The sequence below is a fragment of the Microvirga pakistanensis genome (assembly GCF_004458765.1).
Lineage (GTDB): Bacteria > Pseudomonadota > Alphaproteobacteria > Rhizobiales > Beijerinckiaceae > Microvirga > Microvirga pakistanensis.
Genome location: NZ_SPJX01000710.1, coordinates 208,617 through 223,378 on the forward strand (window position 1 = coordinate 208,617; position 14,762 = coordinate 223,378).

General features: G+C 66.2%; 17 protein-coding genes. 6 read left to right on the forward strand and 11 right to left on the reverse strand.

Annotation, left to right across the window (positions count from 1 at the left end):
- The first annotated feature begins 16 nt into the window (after positions 1 to 16).
- Together coaA and E4K09_RS27630 are read left to right on the forward strand one after the other, a co-directional pair.
- The gene (coaA, locus tag E4K09_RS27625) at positions 17 to 991 is read left to right on the forward strand and encodes a type I pantothenate kinase (RefSeq protein WP_134500805.1); all 975 of its coding nucleotides are present in this window, start codon (positions 17 to 19) and stop codon (positions 989 to 991) included.
- A gap of 53 nt (positions 992 to 1,044) precedes the next feature.
- Positions 1,045 to 1,566 (forward strand): YidH family protein, encoded by a 522-nt coding sequence (locus E4K09_RS27630; protein WP_134500806.1) that lies wholly within the window; start codon positions 1,045 to 1,047, stop codon positions 1,564 to 1,566.
- A 57-nt stretch (positions 1,567 to 1,623) separates the two neighbouring features.
- On the opposite strand, the gene E4K09_RS27635 is transcribed toward E4K09_RS27630, so the two are convergent.
- The 5 genes from E4K09_RS27635 to E4K09_RS27655 all read right to left on the reverse strand — a co-directional run bounded on the left by E4K09_RS27635 (position 1,624) and on the right by E4K09_RS27655 (position 5,580).
- Complete coding sequence (locus E4K09_RS27635) at positions 1,624 to 2,625, reverse strand: adenosine kinase (protein ID WP_134500807.1); 1,002 nt, start codon at positions 2,623 to 2,625, stop codon at positions 1,624 to 1,626.
- 73 nt (positions 2,626 to 2,698) lie between these two features.
- A complete protein-coding gene (locus E4K09_RS27640; protein ID WP_134500808.1) occupies positions 2,699 to 3,106 on the reverse strand; it encodes a helix-turn-helix domain-containing protein in 408 nt (135 codons plus the stop codon).
- Between the two features lie 4 nt (positions 3,107 to 3,110).
- Entirely contained in the window at positions 3,111 to 3,686 is a 576-nt protein-coding gene (locus E4K09_RS27645; RefSeq protein WP_134500809.1) for a Smr/MutS family protein, read from the reverse strand.
- Positions 3,683 to 4,801 carry a murein transglycosylase A gene (gene mltA, locus E4K09_RS27650; RefSeq protein ID WP_244610727.1) on the reverse strand — a complete coding sequence of 373 codons (1,119 nt, stop codon included), beginning with the start codon at positions 4,799 to 4,801 and terminating at the stop codon, positions 3,683 to 3,685. Before mltA ends, E4K09_RS27645 begins: the two co-directional genes overlap by 4 nt.
- Before the next feature lie 50 nt (positions 4,802 to 4,851).
- A complete protein-coding gene (locus E4K09_RS27655; protein WP_134500811.1) occupies positions 4,852 to 5,580 on the reverse strand; it encodes a Tim44/TimA family putative adaptor protein in 729 nt (242 codons plus the stop codon).
- A 266-nt stretch (positions 5,581 to 5,846) separates the two neighbouring features.
- On the opposite strand from E4K09_RS27655, the gene secB reads away from it, so the two are divergent.
- Positions 5,847 to 6,332 carry a protein-export chaperone SecB gene (secB, locus tag E4K09_RS27660; RefSeq protein ID WP_134500812.1) on the forward strand — a complete coding sequence of 162 codons (486 nt, stop codon included), beginning with the start codon at positions 5,847 to 5,849 and terminating at the stop codon, positions 6,330 to 6,332.
- A gap of 65 nt (positions 6,333 to 6,397) precedes the next feature.
- Here the strand turns inward: secB and dnaQ are convergent, their stop codons facing one another.
- The 5 genes from dnaQ to E4K09_RS27685 are packed head-to-tail and all read right to left on the reverse strand — an operon-like array spanning position 6,398 to position 10,052.
- Positions 6,398 to 7,123, reverse strand: a complete 726-nt coding sequence (dnaQ, locus tag E4K09_RS27665) for a DNA polymerase III subunit epsilon (RefSeq protein WP_134500813.1) — start codon at positions 7,121 to 7,123, stop codon at positions 6,398 to 6,400.
- Positions 7,124 to 7,137: 14 nt separating this feature from the next.
- Positions 7,138 to 7,740, reverse strand: coding sequence for a dephospho-CoA kinase (coaE, locus tag E4K09_RS27670; RefSeq protein WP_134500814.1), 603 nt, complete (start codon positions 7,738 to 7,740; stop codon positions 7,138 to 7,140).
- Entirely contained in the window at positions 7,737 to 8,585 is an 849-nt protein-coding gene (locus tag E4K09_RS27675; RefSeq protein ID WP_134500815.1) for a shikimate dehydrogenase, read from the reverse strand. Before E4K09_RS27675 ends, coaE begins: the two co-directional genes overlap by 4 nt.
- Before the next feature lie 12 nt (positions 8,586 to 8,597).
- Positions 8,598 to 9,215, reverse strand: a complete 618-nt coding sequence (locus tag E4K09_RS27680; protein WP_134500816.1) for a Maf family protein — start codon at positions 9,213 to 9,215, stop codon at positions 8,598 to 8,600.
- Positions 9,216 to 9,218: 3 nt separating this feature from the next.
- Entirely contained in the window at positions 9,219 to 10,052 is an 834-nt protein-coding gene (locus tag E4K09_RS27685; protein WP_244610728.1) for a pyruvate, water dikinase regulatory protein, read from the reverse strand.
- Between the two features lie 539 nt (positions 10,053 to 10,591).
- Here E4K09_RS27685 and hemE point away from each other — a divergent pair.
- The 3 genes from hemE (at position 10,592) to rho (ending at position 13,585) form a co-directional block, all read left to right on the forward strand.
- A complete protein-coding gene (hemE, locus tag E4K09_RS27690; RefSeq protein WP_134500818.1) occupies positions 10,592 to 11,629 on the forward strand; it encodes a uroporphyrinogen decarboxylase in 1,038 nt (345 codons plus the stop codon).
- A gap of 5 nt (positions 11,630 to 11,634) precedes the next feature.
- Entirely contained in the window at positions 11,635 to 12,060 is a 426-nt protein-coding gene (gene hemJ / locus E4K09_RS27695; protein ID WP_193557366.1) for a protoporphyrinogen oxidase HemJ, read from the forward strand.
- 259 nt (positions 12,061 to 12,319) lie between these two features.
- Complete coding sequence (gene rho / locus E4K09_RS27700) at positions 12,320 to 13,585, forward strand: transcription termination factor Rho (RefSeq protein ID WP_134500819.1); 1,266 nt, start codon at positions 12,320 to 12,322, stop codon at positions 13,583 to 13,585.
- A gap of 196 nt (positions 13,586 to 13,781) precedes the next feature.
- On the opposite strand, the gene E4K09_RS27705 is transcribed toward rho, so the two are convergent.
- Positions 13,782 to 14,711, reverse strand: a complete 930-nt coding sequence (locus E4K09_RS27705) for a DMT family transporter (protein ID WP_166802542.1) — start codon at positions 14,709 to 14,711, stop codon at positions 13,782 to 13,784.
- Positions 14,712 to 14,762: the final 51 nt, after the last annotated feature.

A 14,762-nucleotide genomic window follows, 5' to 3' on the forward strand; every position in this document is an offset into this window, starting at 1 on the left:
CAGCAAGGGGGCTCGCATGGACCAGCCCAACGTGGTTTCGCCCGAGGCCGACGACGGCCTCTCGCCCTATCGCACCTTCACCCGGGACGAATGGGCGAAACTGCGCGCCGATGCGCCGATGACGCTCACCGCCGACGAGGTGGTGCGGCTGCAATCCCTCAACGACCCGATCTCCCTCGACGAGGTGGCGGCGATCTATCTCCCGCTCTCGCGCCTGCTCTCGCTCTACGTTGCGGCGACCCAGGGGCTGTTCAGGGCGACGCAACGCTTCCTCCTCGCCGAGCAGGAGGAGAAGGTGCCCTACATCATCGGCGTCGCGGGCTCGGTGGCGGTGGGCAAATCCACCACGGCGCGCGTCTTGAAGGCGCTGCTGGCCCGCTGGCCCAACACCCCGAAGGTGGACCTCGTCACCACGGACGGCTTCCTGCTCCCCAATGCCGAGCTGACGCGGCTCAACCTGATGGAGCGGAAGGGTTTTCCGGAGAGCTACGACACGGGCAAGCTCCTGCGCTTCCTGGCCGACATCAAGGCCGGCAAGCGCAACGTGAAGGCGCCGCTCTATTCGCATCTGGTCTATGACGTGGTGCCCGGCGAGGAGACCACCGTCGACCGTCCGGACATCCTCATCGTCGAAGGGCTCAACGTGCTCCAGCCCGCGCGCCTGCCCAAGGACGGGGAGGCCATTCCCTTCGTGTCCGATTTCTTCGATTTCTCCGTCTATATCGACGCCGACGAGGAAGACCTGCACCGCTGGTACGTGAACCGCTTCCTGAGCCTGCGCCATACGGCCTTCCGCGATCCGCTCTCGTATTTCCGCCGCTATGCGGAGCTGCCGGAGGCGGAGGCCATCGGCATCGCGGACGGACTCTGGAGCCGCATCAACCTCTTGAACCTGCGCGAGAACATCGTGCCCACCCGCCAGCGCGCGAGCCTGATCCTGACGAAAGGCGCGAGCCACCGGATCGAGACCGTGGCGCTGCGGCGCTTGTAAGAGCAGCTTTTTGGCAATCTTGAGCGTTGTGCCTCCGGATGGATGGAGGATGCATGACCACGCAGCCCGTCGACGAGAAACTCAAGCGCAGCGCCGAGCACGCGAAGGAAGCGGCCGAGCAGACCCAGGAGGCCGCCGAGCAGACTCAGGAAGCGGCGGAGCACACGCAGGCGGCGGCCAAAACCACCGCCACGGCCACGGTTCAGCTCAAGGACAGCGCCGACCGGCGCACGGAACTGGCGGCGAACCGCACGGTCTTCGCTGCCGAGCGCACCTATGCCGCCTGGGTGCGCACGGGGTTGGCCGCGCTCGCCTCCGGCATCGGTGCGCAGAAGCTGCTCGCGGGCGTGGTGCCGAATTGGATGATCGTTTCGACGGGCTCGGTACTGATCCTGTTCAGCGCCTTCTGCTTCGCGTCCGCCGTGTGGCGCCAGATCTTCACGGGCTCGCAGCCGCCGCACCCGGACGTGCAGCGCATTCCGCCGTTCCTGCTCGTGTTGTTCAACGGCTTTCTCGCGCTCGTGTCCCTCGCGGCCCTGTTCGGGCTGTGGTTCGGGCAGACGGGCGGGGGTTAGGCTAAAACACTCGTCATCCCCGGGCTTGTCCCAGGGATGACGGAGAGGGGAACCTGACTAGCCCAGCAGCCCCTGCTGCTCAGCCAGCTCCTTCAGGCTGGTCTGCGGGCGGGCGCCAAGGTGGCTGATGATCTCGGCCGCCGCCAGGCCGCCGAGGCGGGCGCAATCGACGAGCTCCAGGTTCTGCACGAGGCCCGCCAGGAAGCCCGAGGCGAAAAGATCGCCCGCGCCCGTGGTGTCGACCACCCGCTCCACCGGGAAGGCCGGAACGGCCAGCGTCTCGCTGCGGCTCACCACCAGGGCGCCCTCGGCGGAACGGGTGATGACGCCCAGCAGGTTTTCCTCGCGCAGCGCCGCCAGTGCGCTCTCGGGCGAGGATGTGGCGTAGAGGCTCTGCAGCTCATGGATATTGGCGAAGAGGATGTCGAGGCTGCCGTCGCGCATGAGGCCCAGGAACTCGTCCCGGTAACGGTCGACGCAGAAGGCGTCGGAGAGGGTCAGCGCCACCTTGTTGCCCGCCTCGTGCGCGATCTTCACGGCCTTGCGGAAGGCCTCCTTGGCGGCCGGCGGGTCCCAGAGATAGCCTTCGAGGTAGACGATGCTGGACGCGCGCACCGTGTCCGGGTTCACGTCGTCGGGGGTCAGGTTCTGACAGGCGCCGAGATAGGTGTTCATGGTGCGCTCGCCGTCCGGCGTCACCAGGATGAAGCTGCGCGCGGTCGCGGGGCCGTCCTCGGCCGGCGCCACGTCGTAATGCACGTCGATGGCCTTGAGGTCGTGGGCGAAGAGCTTGCCGGTCTCGTCGTTCTTCACCTTGCCGATGAAGCCCGCCTTCACGCCGAAGGCCGCGACACCCGCCGCCGTGTTGGCCCCCGAGCCGCCGGACACGATAATGGCCCGGCCCATGTCGCGGTAGAGCTCCTCGGCACGGGCCTCGTCGATGAGCTGCATGGCGCCCTTGTGCACCTTCTTCTCAAGCAGGAAGGCCTCGTCGGTATGGGCGAGCACGTCGACGATGGCGTTGCCGAGCGTGAGCACGTCGATTCGGGTCTGGGACATGAACAACCACGATGTTGGAGGAGTTGATGGGCGCTTTGGCATCCGGCGCCCGACGGGTCAAGGCTCAAGGCCTTCAAACGGTATCCTGCACGGCCTGGATCGGCACCGGGGCGCGCCGCTCGCGGCCCTGCGCGTGATCGAGGATGGCGAGCATGTCCTCAAGCTCGCCCTCGGAGAGATGGCGGATCTCCCGGGCGAGGCGGTTGGCCAGCAGCGTCGCCTTGGGATCGGCCCCGGCGGTGTCGATCTTCACCCGCGGATCTGACAGATCGGCCAGGCGGGTCAGCTCGTCCGCCTCGTCCCAGATGATATGGAAATATTGCAGCACGCCCTGGAGCAGGGTCCAGGTCGGCTTGCCGCGCTCGCCACGCTCCAGGGCTGAAAGATAGGCGCTCGAGACCCCCAGATGGGCGGCCATGTCCTTCAACATCAATCCGCGTTCGCGGCGAAGCTGCCGCACCCGCTCGCCAAAGGGTGTCATGTGATCATCCCGCGCCCCGCCTGCGGCGGAGCCTGACATAGAGTGCACCGGAACCGCCATGTTGGGGAGAGGCTTCCTCGAAGCCGACCACAAGAGATCTCAGCTCGGCGAGACGCAGCCAGTGGGGCACCATGCGCCGCAGGATTCCGCGCTCCTCGAACAACCCGTCCCGGGAGGCGGTGCCGCCCTTGCCGGTAATGACGAGCACGATGGCGTAACCGGCGTTCTGCGCCCGGTGGAGGAAGCTGATGAGGGCGAAATGCGCCTCCTCCTGACGCATCCCGTGGAGATCGATGACCCCGTCCACGTCCTTCCGGCCCCGGCGCAGGGCTGCCAGGGTCTTGCGTTCCACGGGAGCGAGCGGCGGAACCACCGGTTTCTTCGGCTGGGGCGGCAGCGGGGGCAGGGGCGCGGCGGGCGCCGGGGGAACCTGCGGGGCAGGGGTGGTCGCGGTCTTCTCGTCCGGCTCGGGCTCCGGCGGCAGCGCCTTGCCCTTCATGGGCGTCACGTGGCGAGCCACGTGCGACCACAGCCGCCGCTCCTCCGGGCTGAGCTGACGTGTCCGGCGGCGCTTGGTCATGGCTGGGCTTTGGGTTGCAGCACGACGAAGCGCGTGGCGTGACGCAGCAGGCCCGCGCGGATGCCGGCCTCCTCGCCGCTGCCGAAGAAGAAATCGCCCCGCGCGGGGCCGACGATGGCCGAACCCGTATCCTGCGCGATCATGAGCCGCCGCAGGGGCTCGGATTTCGCCAGGCTGAAGGGCAACTCGCCCTCGAGCCAGAAGGGCAGGCCATAGGCCCAGAGCTGGCGGTCGACGGCCAGGCTCCGGCCGGGCACCAGGGGAAAGCCGGCGCCGCCGATAGGGCCATCCTCGGGCGCGAGTTCGCCGGCCTCGCGGAAGAAGATGTAGGATTGGTTCTGCCGCATCAGCTCCCTGGCAGGTCCGGGATTGTCCTTCAGCCAGCCCATGAGCCTCGCGAGGGTCATGGATTCGAGATCCATCTCGCCCCGCTGCACCAGCAGCCGGCCGATGGAGGTGTAGGGGCGTCCGTTGCGACCGGCATAGGCGACGCGCATCACCGAGCCGTCGGTGAGACGAATGCGGGAGGAGCCCTGCACATGGATGATGAAGGCCTCGCCGGGCTCGCGCAGGTACACGATGGGCTTGGCGAGCGGCCCGAGCGCCCCGTCCTCGATGGCGGCGCGGTCGGGGTAGGGCTCATAGCTTCGGCCCGTGCGCCGCGCGGCCTGCAGCCCCTTGTCGATCCCGGGCAGGGTTTCGCCCTGGGGGATCGTCACGAGATCGTCGGGTCTCGCGAGCAGGGGAACCCGGTAGCGGGCATCGGGGGTGCGCGAGCCCAGGAACTCGGGCTCGTAATAGCCGGTCAGAAAGCCTTGGCCCGTATGGGGGATGACGGCGAAAGGCTGGAAATGCGCCTCGAAGAACCGGCGTGCCTCGGCCCGCGACGGGCTGGGGTTCTTCAGGGCGGCGCGGCACACGGCCTCAAGACGGCGCTCGGGTGTCCGGGCCGGCCGCAACGCGGCCGCACTCGCATCAAGGGCTCGGCAGGAGCGCAGGAAAGCCCGGAAGGCGGCGGCGTGATCGTCGTCCGCCCAGGCATCGAGATCCTCGAAGGACAGGGGCTCAAGACGCGCCTGAGCCGCCAGGCGCGATTCCGCCTCCGCCTCCGGCATGGTCAAAATCCAGGCGAAGAGACACGCGACAAGGGTTCGCCCGGCATGTCTCATTGCCCCGCTTCGGTGGCGACGAGCAGCCAGTTGGGATCGCGGCTGCCGAGCTGGCGGGCGAAGGTCCACACGTCGGTGACTTCGGCCACCTGATCCGGGCTTCCGTCGACGACCGTACCGGATGCGTCGCGGGTGACCGTGATCAGCTGCGAGACGAACCGCACCACGATCTGCGCGGTCTTGCCGTGGACCTCCGCCCCCGCCATCTCGGCCTTGTCGATGGACACGAAGGTGGTTTCCACCCGCTCGCCGCGCTGCTCGCGCTCTGTGATGGCGCGCTCGAAGCCCTCGTAGACCTCGCGCGAGAGAAGGTCCTTCAGCGTCTTGCGGTCGCCCATGGCGAAAGCGGTGACGATCATCTCATAGGCCGCCTTGGCGCCCTCCAGGAAGCCAGCGGGATCGAAGCCGGATTCGGCGCGGGCGATGCCGTCGAGTGCCGCCGACATGGGCGTTCCGGGCTCTGCGAAACCCTTCCAGCGCTCGGTGGTCTGAACCTCGGCCGCGGGACGGGCGCCGTTGGGGCCTGGAAGGCGCACGACGTTGTGATCGGGCTCGGACGCCGCATTCGGATTGCCCGGACGCAACGGGGCATCGCGCCGGGACAGGGGATCGAAGGGCGGCTGCTCGCTGCCGGTCTTCTGGCCCAGCACCGAGCGGAGGCGCCAGATCACGAAGATCGCCAGAACAATGAAGATAAGGGTCGTGATGTCGAAGGAATCCTGCATCGTCGATCCGTTGTCAGCCTGCCGGAACCCAGCTGGCGCCGGGGGTTACCCCCGAGGTAAGAGGATGTGTTGTTTTGCATATGGGGTCTTCCGGTCGTAACATCCACCTCTTCCCGCGACAAGCGAAGGAGACCAGCAAATCTTGCCTCCCGAGCCGGAAACATGATAGCGCGGGGTTCCGTGGCCCGTCGCCGATCAGGTGCCTTCAGGTCCTGAAGCGCCCCGTCCGGGTCGACCGATTTACCCCCTCTTCGGAGCACGAAACCATGGCCGATAACCCGGCAAACAATGGAGCGCCCGGCGGCATGCCCGCGCTGAACGCCCTTGCGCAGTACTGCAAGGATTTCTCGTTCGAGAATCCCAATGCCCCCCGCTCCCTGCAACAGCAATCCGAAGGCCCGCAGATCAACCTGCAGGTCAACGTCAACGCCAAGCAGCTGGCGGAGGCCGATTTCGAGGTGGATCTCACCCTCGAGGGCAGCGCCAAGGTCGGAAACGACGTGCTGTTCGTGTTCGAGCTCACCTATGCGGGCGTGTTCCGCGTGCAGAACATCCCTCAGGACCAGCTGCATCCGGTGGTCATGATCGAATGCCCGCGCCTGCTCTTCCCCTTCGCCCGGCAGATCGTGGCGGACGCGGTGCGCAACGGCGGCTTCCCGCCCCTCTATATCGATCCGATCGATTTCGTGGCCCTCTACCGCCAGCGCGCGGCCGAGGTTCAGTCGCAGCAGGGCGGCCAGACCCTATCGTAAGCCGGTCCGGCTTTTCGGTTCAGGGCGGAGCGGGTGGCTGCTCCGCCTTTTGTTTTTCCTGATTCTCAGGAGCCTTCCGGCGCAACCTCGCCGATATACTCGCGCCAGAGGGCGTTCGGCCCGAGCTGCTCGAGGAAGGCCATATGGGCGGCGCGTTCCGCGTCCGTCAGGCGCGACATCATGGGGCGGGCCTTTGCCTCGCGCGCGGCCGCCGCATCGGCGCGAAGGGCGGGTCCGGTGCTCTTCGCGGGCTGAGCCGAGAGGTCGAATCCCACCTGACGTCCGCCGATCAGTTCGATATAGACCTCGGCCAGAATCTCGGCGTCGAGCAACGCGCCGTGCTTGGTGCGCTTGGAATTGTCGATTCCATATCGCGAGCAGAGCGCATCGAGGTTGTTCGCGGCACCCGGGTGCTTCCGGCGCGCCATGATGAGCGTGTCGACCACGTCCGCCAGATCGATGGCTGGATGGCCGGTGCGGGCGAATTCCGCATTGATGAAGCCGATGTCGAAGGCGGCGTTGTGGATGACGAGCCGCGCATCGCGGATGAACGCGTAGAACTCTTCGACGATGGCGGCGAACACGGGCTTGTCGGCCAGGAACGCGTCGCTCAGCCCGTGCACCGCGAAGGCGCCGGGAGAAACCGGACATTCCGGATTAATGTAGACGTGATAGCTCTTGCCCGTCGGAATGTGGTTGAGGAGTTCGACGCAGCCGATCTCGATGATCCGGTCGCCCTTGGCGTGATCGGTGCCGGTGGTTTCGGTATCGAGAACGATCTCTCGCAGCATGGGTCAGACAATCCTCACACGTCACGACGGCCGGGCCGTCCCGCCAGACAGGCCAGAATGGACCGAACTTGAGTCTCCGCGGAAGCAAAGCCCCGGCTCGTATCCACGACAAAATGGGCGCGGGCGCGCTTTTGCGCGTCCGGCATCTGTTTACGCAGGATCGCGTCGAATGTCTCGTCCGTCATGCCGGGCCGCGCCATCACCCGCGCGCGCTGCACGGCGGCTGGCGCCGTAACGACGAGAACCGCGTCGCAGCGCGTCTCGCCACCGGTCTCGAGGAGAAGCGGGATGTCGAGCACGGCCAGGGGAGCCGTTGCGGCGATCGTGCGGAGAAAGTTGTCTTCCTCCTCCCGCACCAGAGGGTGCACGATGCTTTCCAGCCGCTTCAACTGCGCGGCATCGCCGAGCACCGCCTGCCCGAGCTTGCGGCGATCCACCGCACCGCCGGCCACCGTGCCGGGAAAGGCCTTTTCGATCAGCGGTGCCGCACGCCCGCGATAGAGGGCGTGAACCGCCGCATCCGCATCGTGCACCGGAACGCCGAGACGGCGGAAGAGTTCGGCGGTGGCCGACTTCCCCATGCCGATGGAGCCGGTGAGCCCGAGCACGAAGGTCATCGTCCAGCTCCGAGATCGGCGACGATCAGCGCGCGCAGTTCCGGCGTGACCTCGGGCCGCAGGCCGAACCAGCGCTCGAAGCCCGGCACCGCCTGGTGCAGCAGCATGCCCAGCCCGTCGACGATCCGCAGACCCTGCTCCTCGGCCGCCGCCAGCAGCGGTGTCTTCAAGGGAACATAGACGATGTCCGACACGATGGCGCGGGCCGGCGCCCTGGCGAGGTCGAGCTGAAGGGAGGGCTGGCCCGCCATGCCGAGCGACGTGGTGTTGACGATGAGCTGTGCGTCCGGAAGCGCGCGATCGAGATCCTCCCAGGCGAGCGGCTCGAGGATCGCTGCGCCGCGCGCTTCGAGAGAGCGCACCAGGTCCTGCGCCTTCGAGAGGGTGCGGTTCGCCACGAGTATCCGCCGCAGCGGGCGCTCCTGCAGGCCCGCGACGATGCCCCGCGCTCCACCTCCGGCGCCGAGGACGAGCGCGGTGTCCACATCCTGCTCCCAGCCTGTCCCCAGGCTCAGGTCGAGATTGGCCATGAAGCCGAGCACATCCGTGTTGTCGCCCCGCACGACGCCGTTCTCAACCCAGAGCGTATTGATCGCTCCCAGGCGCTCCGCGCGCTCGGTCCTGGACACGATACGGGAGAAGGCCGCCTCCTTGTGCGGGATCGTCACGTTGCCGCCGACGAAGCCCTGCTCATGGAATATTTGGAGAAAATTCCCGAAATTCACAGGCTCCACGTCGATGCGTTCATACGATCCTTCGATGCCGTACCGCTTCAGCCAGTAGCCGTGAATCAGCGGCGAGCGGGAATGCTTGATCGGATGGCCGACGATGAAGGCCTTTTTCATGAGCGCGATGTCCTAGAGAGAAAGGCATCCGAGGCGGCGCAACGCCGACAGGAGCGGGAGCAGGGGAAGCCCCAGAATGGTGGAGTGATCGCCCTCCACCGCCTCGAACAGATGAACCCCAAGGCCCTCGAAGTGATAGACGCCGACGCTTTGGAGCACGGCGGGACCGGCGAGATTCAGATAAAGATCGATGGACTCGTCCGTGAGCGGCCGCATGGTCAGAGTCGCCGTGGCCACGAAGCTCTCCACCACCGTGCCGGCGATGGCGAGCGCAAAGGCGGAATGGAGGGTGTGGCTCGTTCCGGAAAGCGCCAGGAGCTGGCGGCGCGCGGCTTCGCGATCGGGCGCCTTGTGGAACACGATCGATCCGCAGGCGAGAACCTGGTCGGCTCCGAGCACGACGCGCTCCGGCTGGCGGCGGCTCACGGAGAGCGCCTTCTCGGCGGAAAGGCGCGCCGCCAGCGCCGGCGGATCGAGGCCCTCGCTCCGGGCCGCTTCTTCGATCGCCCGCTCGTCAATGTCCGAGGCTTGCGTTTCGACGGAAAGGCCCGCGCTCGCGAGCAGTGCGAGGCGCGTCGCGCTGGTGGATGCCAGGAGCAGCTTGTCGGATCCGGTCCAGAGGGCGGGCATGGTCTACTCCGCGATGAATTTCATGCGGTGGTCGCGGTAGAGATCGAGGATCGCGGCCGCCGTCTCCTCGATGGAGCGCCGCGTCACGTCGATCACCGGCCAGCCGTGGCGTGCGAACAGGCGCCGGGAGGCCGCGATCTCCTCGGCGACCGCGTCGCGGTCCACATAGGACGTGTCGTCGTCGGCGTTCAGGCTGAGCAGGCGGTTCTGCCGGATCTGCACGATGCGCTCCGGAGTCGCCACCAGCCCCACGACGAGCGATCGTCGCGCCGCCTCGAGCTTCGGCGGCAAAGGCATCCCGGGAACGAGAGGAAAATTCGCCGTCTTCAAGCCGCGGTTGGCGAGATAGATCGCCGTCGGCGTCTTCGAGGTCCGGCTCACGCCCATGAGGATCACATCCGCCTCGTTCAAATCGTCGGGCAGGTGCCCGTCGTCGTGGAGAAGGGTGAAGTTCATGGCGTCGATGCGCTTGAAATACTCGGCGTTGAGCATGTGCTGCGCGCCGGGGCGGGCGGTGGAATGCGTACCGAGATAGGACGAGATCATCTGGTGCACCGGCTCGAGCACCGACAGATAGGGAGAGCCGGTCGCGCGGCAGACCTCTTCGAGACGGCCGGTGAGATCCTGGTCGACGATGGTATAGAGCACGATGCCCGGCGCGTTCTCGATTTCGGCGAGCACGCGCTCGAGCTGCGTCGGGGAGCGCACGAGCGGATAGACATGCTCGATGGCGGCCACGCCTTCATACTGCGCCACCACGGCGCGGGCGACGGTGATCAGGGTCTCGCCCGTCGAGTCGGAGACGAGGTGGAGATGAAAGTAGCTGCGTCCCGGCACGACGGTTCTCCCGAGCATCCGTCCTGAAAGTGGACACCATTGTTGTGACCGATGCCCACTGGTCAATGAGCAAATCGCGCGGAAACCGGATCCGCCTTTCGCCGGCGCGGCCCTTTGGATCACTCACATGAGCCTTCGGGTCGCCGGCGCGGACACCCTGTTCCGCTAAGATGCGCAAAGGAGTCGATTAATGTGGATAGAACGGGTCCTGTCCGAGGTCCAGGGGATGAGGCCTGTGAACTGTCGCGATGGCCATCAACAGGGCAGGGTGGTGTGTGAGTCTGAATTCTCACCTTTGGGAGAATCCGGCACGAATCACCTGCGCGGCCCGTGTTAACGTTTCGTTCAAATTCGTTAACAGGCTGTTAAGGTTTAAGAATTCGGAAAGGATTGAGGCGGCGCTGCCTCATTCGTTGACGAACGCTTAACGGGCCGGCCCGTGTGGAAGGGTTGTGGACGGGGTTGCGGCTTTGCGATTCACGGCCCAAGAGAAACATCAGATTCTTAGATTCAAAGATTATTCTTATTTGAGAGGGCCTGTGAGCGAGCGTCCCACCAAAGCGATCCTGCGCGTGCTGAACGGCGAGCCGGTCTGGCCTCCGCCGATCTGGATCATGCGCCAGGCCGGCCGCTATCTGCCGGAATACCGCGAGACCAGGAAACAGGCGGGGTCCTTCCTCGACCTCTGCTACACGCCGAGGCTTGCCGAGGAAGTAACGCTACAGCCTATCAGGCGGTTCCATTTTGACGCCTCGATCCTGTTCTCGGACATTCTCGTCATCCCCCATGCCCTGGGCCAGGACGTGCGCTTCGTTGAGAACGAGGGGCCCAAGCTCGATCCGGTCACCGAGGCCAAGGACTTCTCCAGGCTCGCCGACGAGCTGCCGCTGGAGCGGCTGGAGCCCGTGTTCGAGACCCTCGACCGTCTGAGCAAGAGCCTGCCGCGGGAAACCACCCTTCTCGGCTTCTGCGGGGCGCCCTGGACCGTGGCGAGCTACATGATCGCCGGCAAGGGCACGCCCGACCAGGCGCCCGCCCGGCTCACCGCCTATCGCGACCCGGCCTTCATGGACGCGCTCATCGACCGGCTGGTGCGGGCCTCCACCGCCTATCTCATCCGTCAGATCGATGCGGGGGCCGAGGCGGTCCAGATCTTCGAGAGCTTCGGCTCGGCGCTGCCGCCCGCGCTCTTCGACCGGCTGTCGCTCAATCCGATCCGGCGCATGGTGGAGGGACTGAAGGCCGCCCGGCCCGGGGCCAAAACCATCGTGTTCGTGCGCGGGGGCGGCGCCAATCTTCATCGTTTCGCCTCCGCCGGGATCGGCGACGCGCTGGCGCTGGACTGGACCCTCGATCCGGCCCTGGTGCTCCCGGCCCTGCCGGATACCGTCGCCACCCAGGGCAATCTCGATCCGCTCGCGCTGATCGCCGGGGGCGAGCCGATGGACCAGGGGATCGACCGCATTCTCGCGGCGGTGCGCGGCCGCCCGCACATCTTCAATCTCGGCCACGGCATCCTGCCGGAGACGCCGATCGCCCATGTGGAACAGATGATCGCTCGCGTGAGGGGGGCTTAGAAACCATGCTGTATCTCTGGCTCAAGGCGTTCCACGTCGTCGCCGTCATCGCCTGGATGGCCGGGATGCTCTATCTGCCGCGCCTCTTCGTCTACCATTGCGAAGCGCCGAAGGGCTCGATCCAATCCGAGACCTTCAAGATCATGGAGCGGCGGCTCCTGAAGGCGATCATCAACCCGGCGATGATTGTCACCTGGGTGCTCGGCCTCTATCTCGTCTGGGACGGGGGCTGGTACACGTCCGGCTGGCTCCATGGGAAGGTCGCGCTCGTGCTGGCTCTCTCCGGCCTGCACGGGGTCTATGTGCGCCGGCTCAAGGATTTCGCCGCCGACAAGAACACGAAGCCCGCGAAGTACTACCGCATCCTCAACGAGGTGCCGACGGTTCTCATGATCGGCATCGTGATCCTCGTGATCGTGAAGCCGTTCTGACGGGGCCGGGTCGTCCCCGGCCGGCCTTTTCGCGGCCCGGACGACCCTCACGAAAGGGTTATCCAATCGGGACTTGAGATCATTCGCGAAGGCGGCTATAAGAAAGGCCTCTTCCATAAAAGACAGGTTGTGCTGCACGGGCCCCACGGGCTCTCTCAAGTCACACTTCGTGAACCGGGCGGCCCTGTCGAATGTTCCCCATACCCTCCCCCGCGTACAGCCCATCTGCCCGCGATTATTACCCCGAGAGTGTTCCCCGATGAGGGAAATCAAACTTCAAGATCTTAAGTCCAAATCCCCCACCGAACTCATCGCCTTCGCCGAGGAGCTCGAGGTCGAGAACGCGAGCACGATGCGCAAGCAGGAGCTCATGTTCGCGATCCTCAAGCAGCTTGCGGCGCGCGAGGTCGAGATCATCGGCGCGGGCGTGGTCGAGGTGCTGCAGGACGGCTTCGGCTTCCTGCGCTCGGCCGATTCGAACTACCTGCCTGGACCGGACGACATCTATGTCTCGCCGTCGCAGATCCGCCGCTTCGGCCTGCGCACCGGCGACACGGTGGACGGCCCGATCCGCGGCCCGAAGGAGGGCGAGCGCTATTTCGCCCTGCTGAAGGTGAACACGATCAATTTCGAGGATCCCGAGAAGATCCGGCACAAGGTTCATTTCGACAACCTGACGCCGCTCTTCCCCACCGAGCGCTTCAAGCTCGAGATCGACGATCCGACCCGCAAGGATTTTTCGCCGCGGATCATCGACATCGTCTCGCCCATCGGCAAGGGACAGCGTGCGCTCATCGTCGCGCCGCCGCGCACCGGCAAGACGGTGCTGATGCAGAACGTGGCGCAGTCGATCACCACGAACCATCCCGAATGCTACCTCATCGTGCTGCTCATCGACGAGCGCCCGGAGGAGGTGACCGACATGCAGCGCTCCGTGAAGGGCGAGGTCGTGGCCTCCACCTTCGACGAGCCGGCCACCCGCCACGTGCAGGTCGCCGAGATGGTGATCGAAAAGGCCAAGCGCCTCGTGGAGCATGGCCGCGACGTGGTCATCCTGCTCGATTCGATCACGCGCCTGGGCCGCGCCTACAACACGGTGGTGCCGTCCTCCGGCAAGGTGCTCACCGGCGGTGTCGACGCCAACGCCCTGCAGCGCCCGAAGCGCTTCTTCGGCGCGGCGCGCAACATCGAGGAGGGCGGCTCGCTCACCATCATCGCGACCGCGCTGATCGATACCGGCTCGCGCATGGACGAGGTGATCTTCGAGGAGTTCAAGGGCACCGGCAACTCGGAAATCATCCTCGACCGCAAGGTCGCCGACAAGCGCACCTTCCCGGCCATCGACATCACCCGCTCGGGCACCCGCAAGGAGGAGCTGCTGGTGGCGAGCGACACGCTCAAGAAGATGTACGTGCTGCGCCGCATCCTCAATCCGATGGGCACCGTGGACGCCATCGAGTTCCTGCTCGACAAGCTGCGCCAGACCAAGTCGAACCAGGACTTCTTCGATTCGATGAACACCTGATCGCCGGAGCGACGGGTTTTGCTCATGACCCCATCCTCTCGACCGAGAGGGTGGGGTTTTTCGTCCGATGCTTCAGATCACACCGATCAGCAACAGGATGAGCAGGGTGATGGCTGCGGAGATCAGGAGGGATCCTGCGCATCCCAAGCGGTTCGAGAAGAAAAAGAACATCGCGCCTCCCTTGTCCCGCGCTGCGTCATGCCTTCCCGTCCGGTGCGGGTGGGCGGAGAACGCCGCTCGCCAACACAACGCCCAAGGTCGCCAAAGCGATTCCCGCCATGGCGGCCAAGCCCGGGATTTCTCCGAGAGTGGGAACTGCGATGAGGGCCGCCAGCACGATGGACAGAGGCGAGAGGGCCGCCGCGCGGGAGGCGCCGAGCCGGTCGACGGCGAGGCCATAGAGCACGATCCCGACGATGCCCGACAGGAATCCCTGGAGGAGGAGCTGACCGACGATGGCGCCACCGAGCCCGTCCCTGACGGCAGCGGCCAGGGGAGGAGCGCCGAACGGGATCAGGATCAGGAAGGACCAGAGGCCGACGACGGCCGCTGCCTGCAGGGCGGATAATCCGCTTCGCCGGTAGGCGTGGGTATAGATCCCCCAGAGACAGGCGCCGCCCAACAGCAGCAGATGGCCGCGCCATGCGCCGGTCCCGGACAGGAGCAATCCGGATCCGCCGATGCACACGACACCGGCCAGGATGAGCAGGAACCCGACGATCCGGATGCGCTCCAGGCGCTCGCGGAAGACGAGCCATCCGATCAGGGCCACGAAGAGCGGCATCGTGCCTGGCAGGAGCGGACCGATCTCCGCCGCGGGAGCGAACCCCATCCCCAAGGCGACCACCAGGAAGAAGGGCGCTCCCGAGCCGAAGAGGCCGAGGCCCTTCATCCATGTCAGCCCCTTCGGGACCAGGCCGATGTGCCAGGCGACCGGGGCCAGCACGAGAGCCGGTACCCCGAAACGGAGGAGGCCGACCGCGGCGGGAGGCAGGTGGTGCATCACCGCATGGCGCGTGCCCACGATCCAGAACGCCCAGATCGACACGGTGGCAAAGCCTGCAAGCCAGCCGACGATGATCGGCCGAACGGCTGATTGGGGAGCGGAGCGGGACGTCTCGGACATGGCAAGCCTCCATCGGTTGGAGCATGCCCTGCCGGTGCGAGGCATGTCCTT

Coding starts and splice junctions, on each gene's coding strand:
- E4K09_RS27675 (WP_134500815.1), bottom strand. CDS start 8,585: ATGAAAAAGGCCTTCATCGTCGGCCATCCGATCAAGCATTCCCGCTCG.
- E4K09_RS27645 (WP_134500809.1), bottom strand. CDS start 3,686: ATGACCAAGCGCCGCCGGACACGTCAGCTCAGCCCGGAGGAGCGGCGG.
- coaE (WP_134500814.1), bottom strand. CDS start 7,740: ATGACCTTCGTGCTCGGGCTCACCGGCTCCATCGGCATGGGGAAGTCG.
- E4K09_RS27680 (WP_134500816.1), bottom strand. CDS start 9,215: ATGCCCGCCCTCTGGACCGGATCCGACAAGCTGCTCCTGGCATCCACC.
- E4K09_RS27655 (WP_134500811.1), bottom strand. CDS start 5,580: ATGCAGGATTCCTTCGACATCACGACCCTTATCTTCATTGTTCTGGCG.
- E4K09_RS27635 (WP_134500807.1), bottom strand. CDS start 2,625: ATGTCCCAGACCCGAATCGACGTGCTCACGCTCGGCAACGCCATCGTC.
- E4K09_RS27640 (WP_134500808.1), bottom strand. CDS start 3,106: ATGACACCCTTTGGCGAGCGGGTGCGGCAGCTTCGCCGCGAACGCGGA.
- E4K09_RS27630 (WP_134500806.1), top strand. CDS start 1,045: ATGACCACGCAGCCCGTCGACGAGAAACTCAAGCGCAGCGCCGAGCAC.
- E4K09_RS27705 (WP_166802542.1), bottom strand. CDS start 14,711: ATGTCCGAGACGTCCCGCTCCGCTCCCCAATCAGCCGTTCGGCCGATC.
- dnaQ (WP_134500813.1), bottom strand. CDS start 7,123: ATGCTGCGAGAGATCGTTCTCGATACCGAAACCACCGGCACCGATCAC.
- rho (WP_134500819.1), top strand. CDS start 12,320: ATGAGGGAAATCAAACTTCAAGATCTTAAGTCCAAATCCCCCACCGAA.
- hemJ (WP_193557366.1), top strand. CDS start 11,635: ATGCTGTATCTCTGGCTCAAGGCGTTCCACGTCGTCGCCGTCATCGCC.
- secB (WP_134500812.1), top strand. CDS start 5,847: ATGGCCGATAACCCGGCAAACAATGGAGCGCCCGGCGGCATGCCCGCG.
- coaA (WP_134500805.1), top strand. CDS start 17: ATGGACCAGCCCAACGTGGTTTCGCCCGAGGCCGACGACGGCCTCTCG.
- mltA (WP_244610727.1), bottom strand. CDS start 4,801: ATGCCGGAGGCGGAGGCGGAATCGCGCCTGGCGGCTCAGGCGCGTCTT.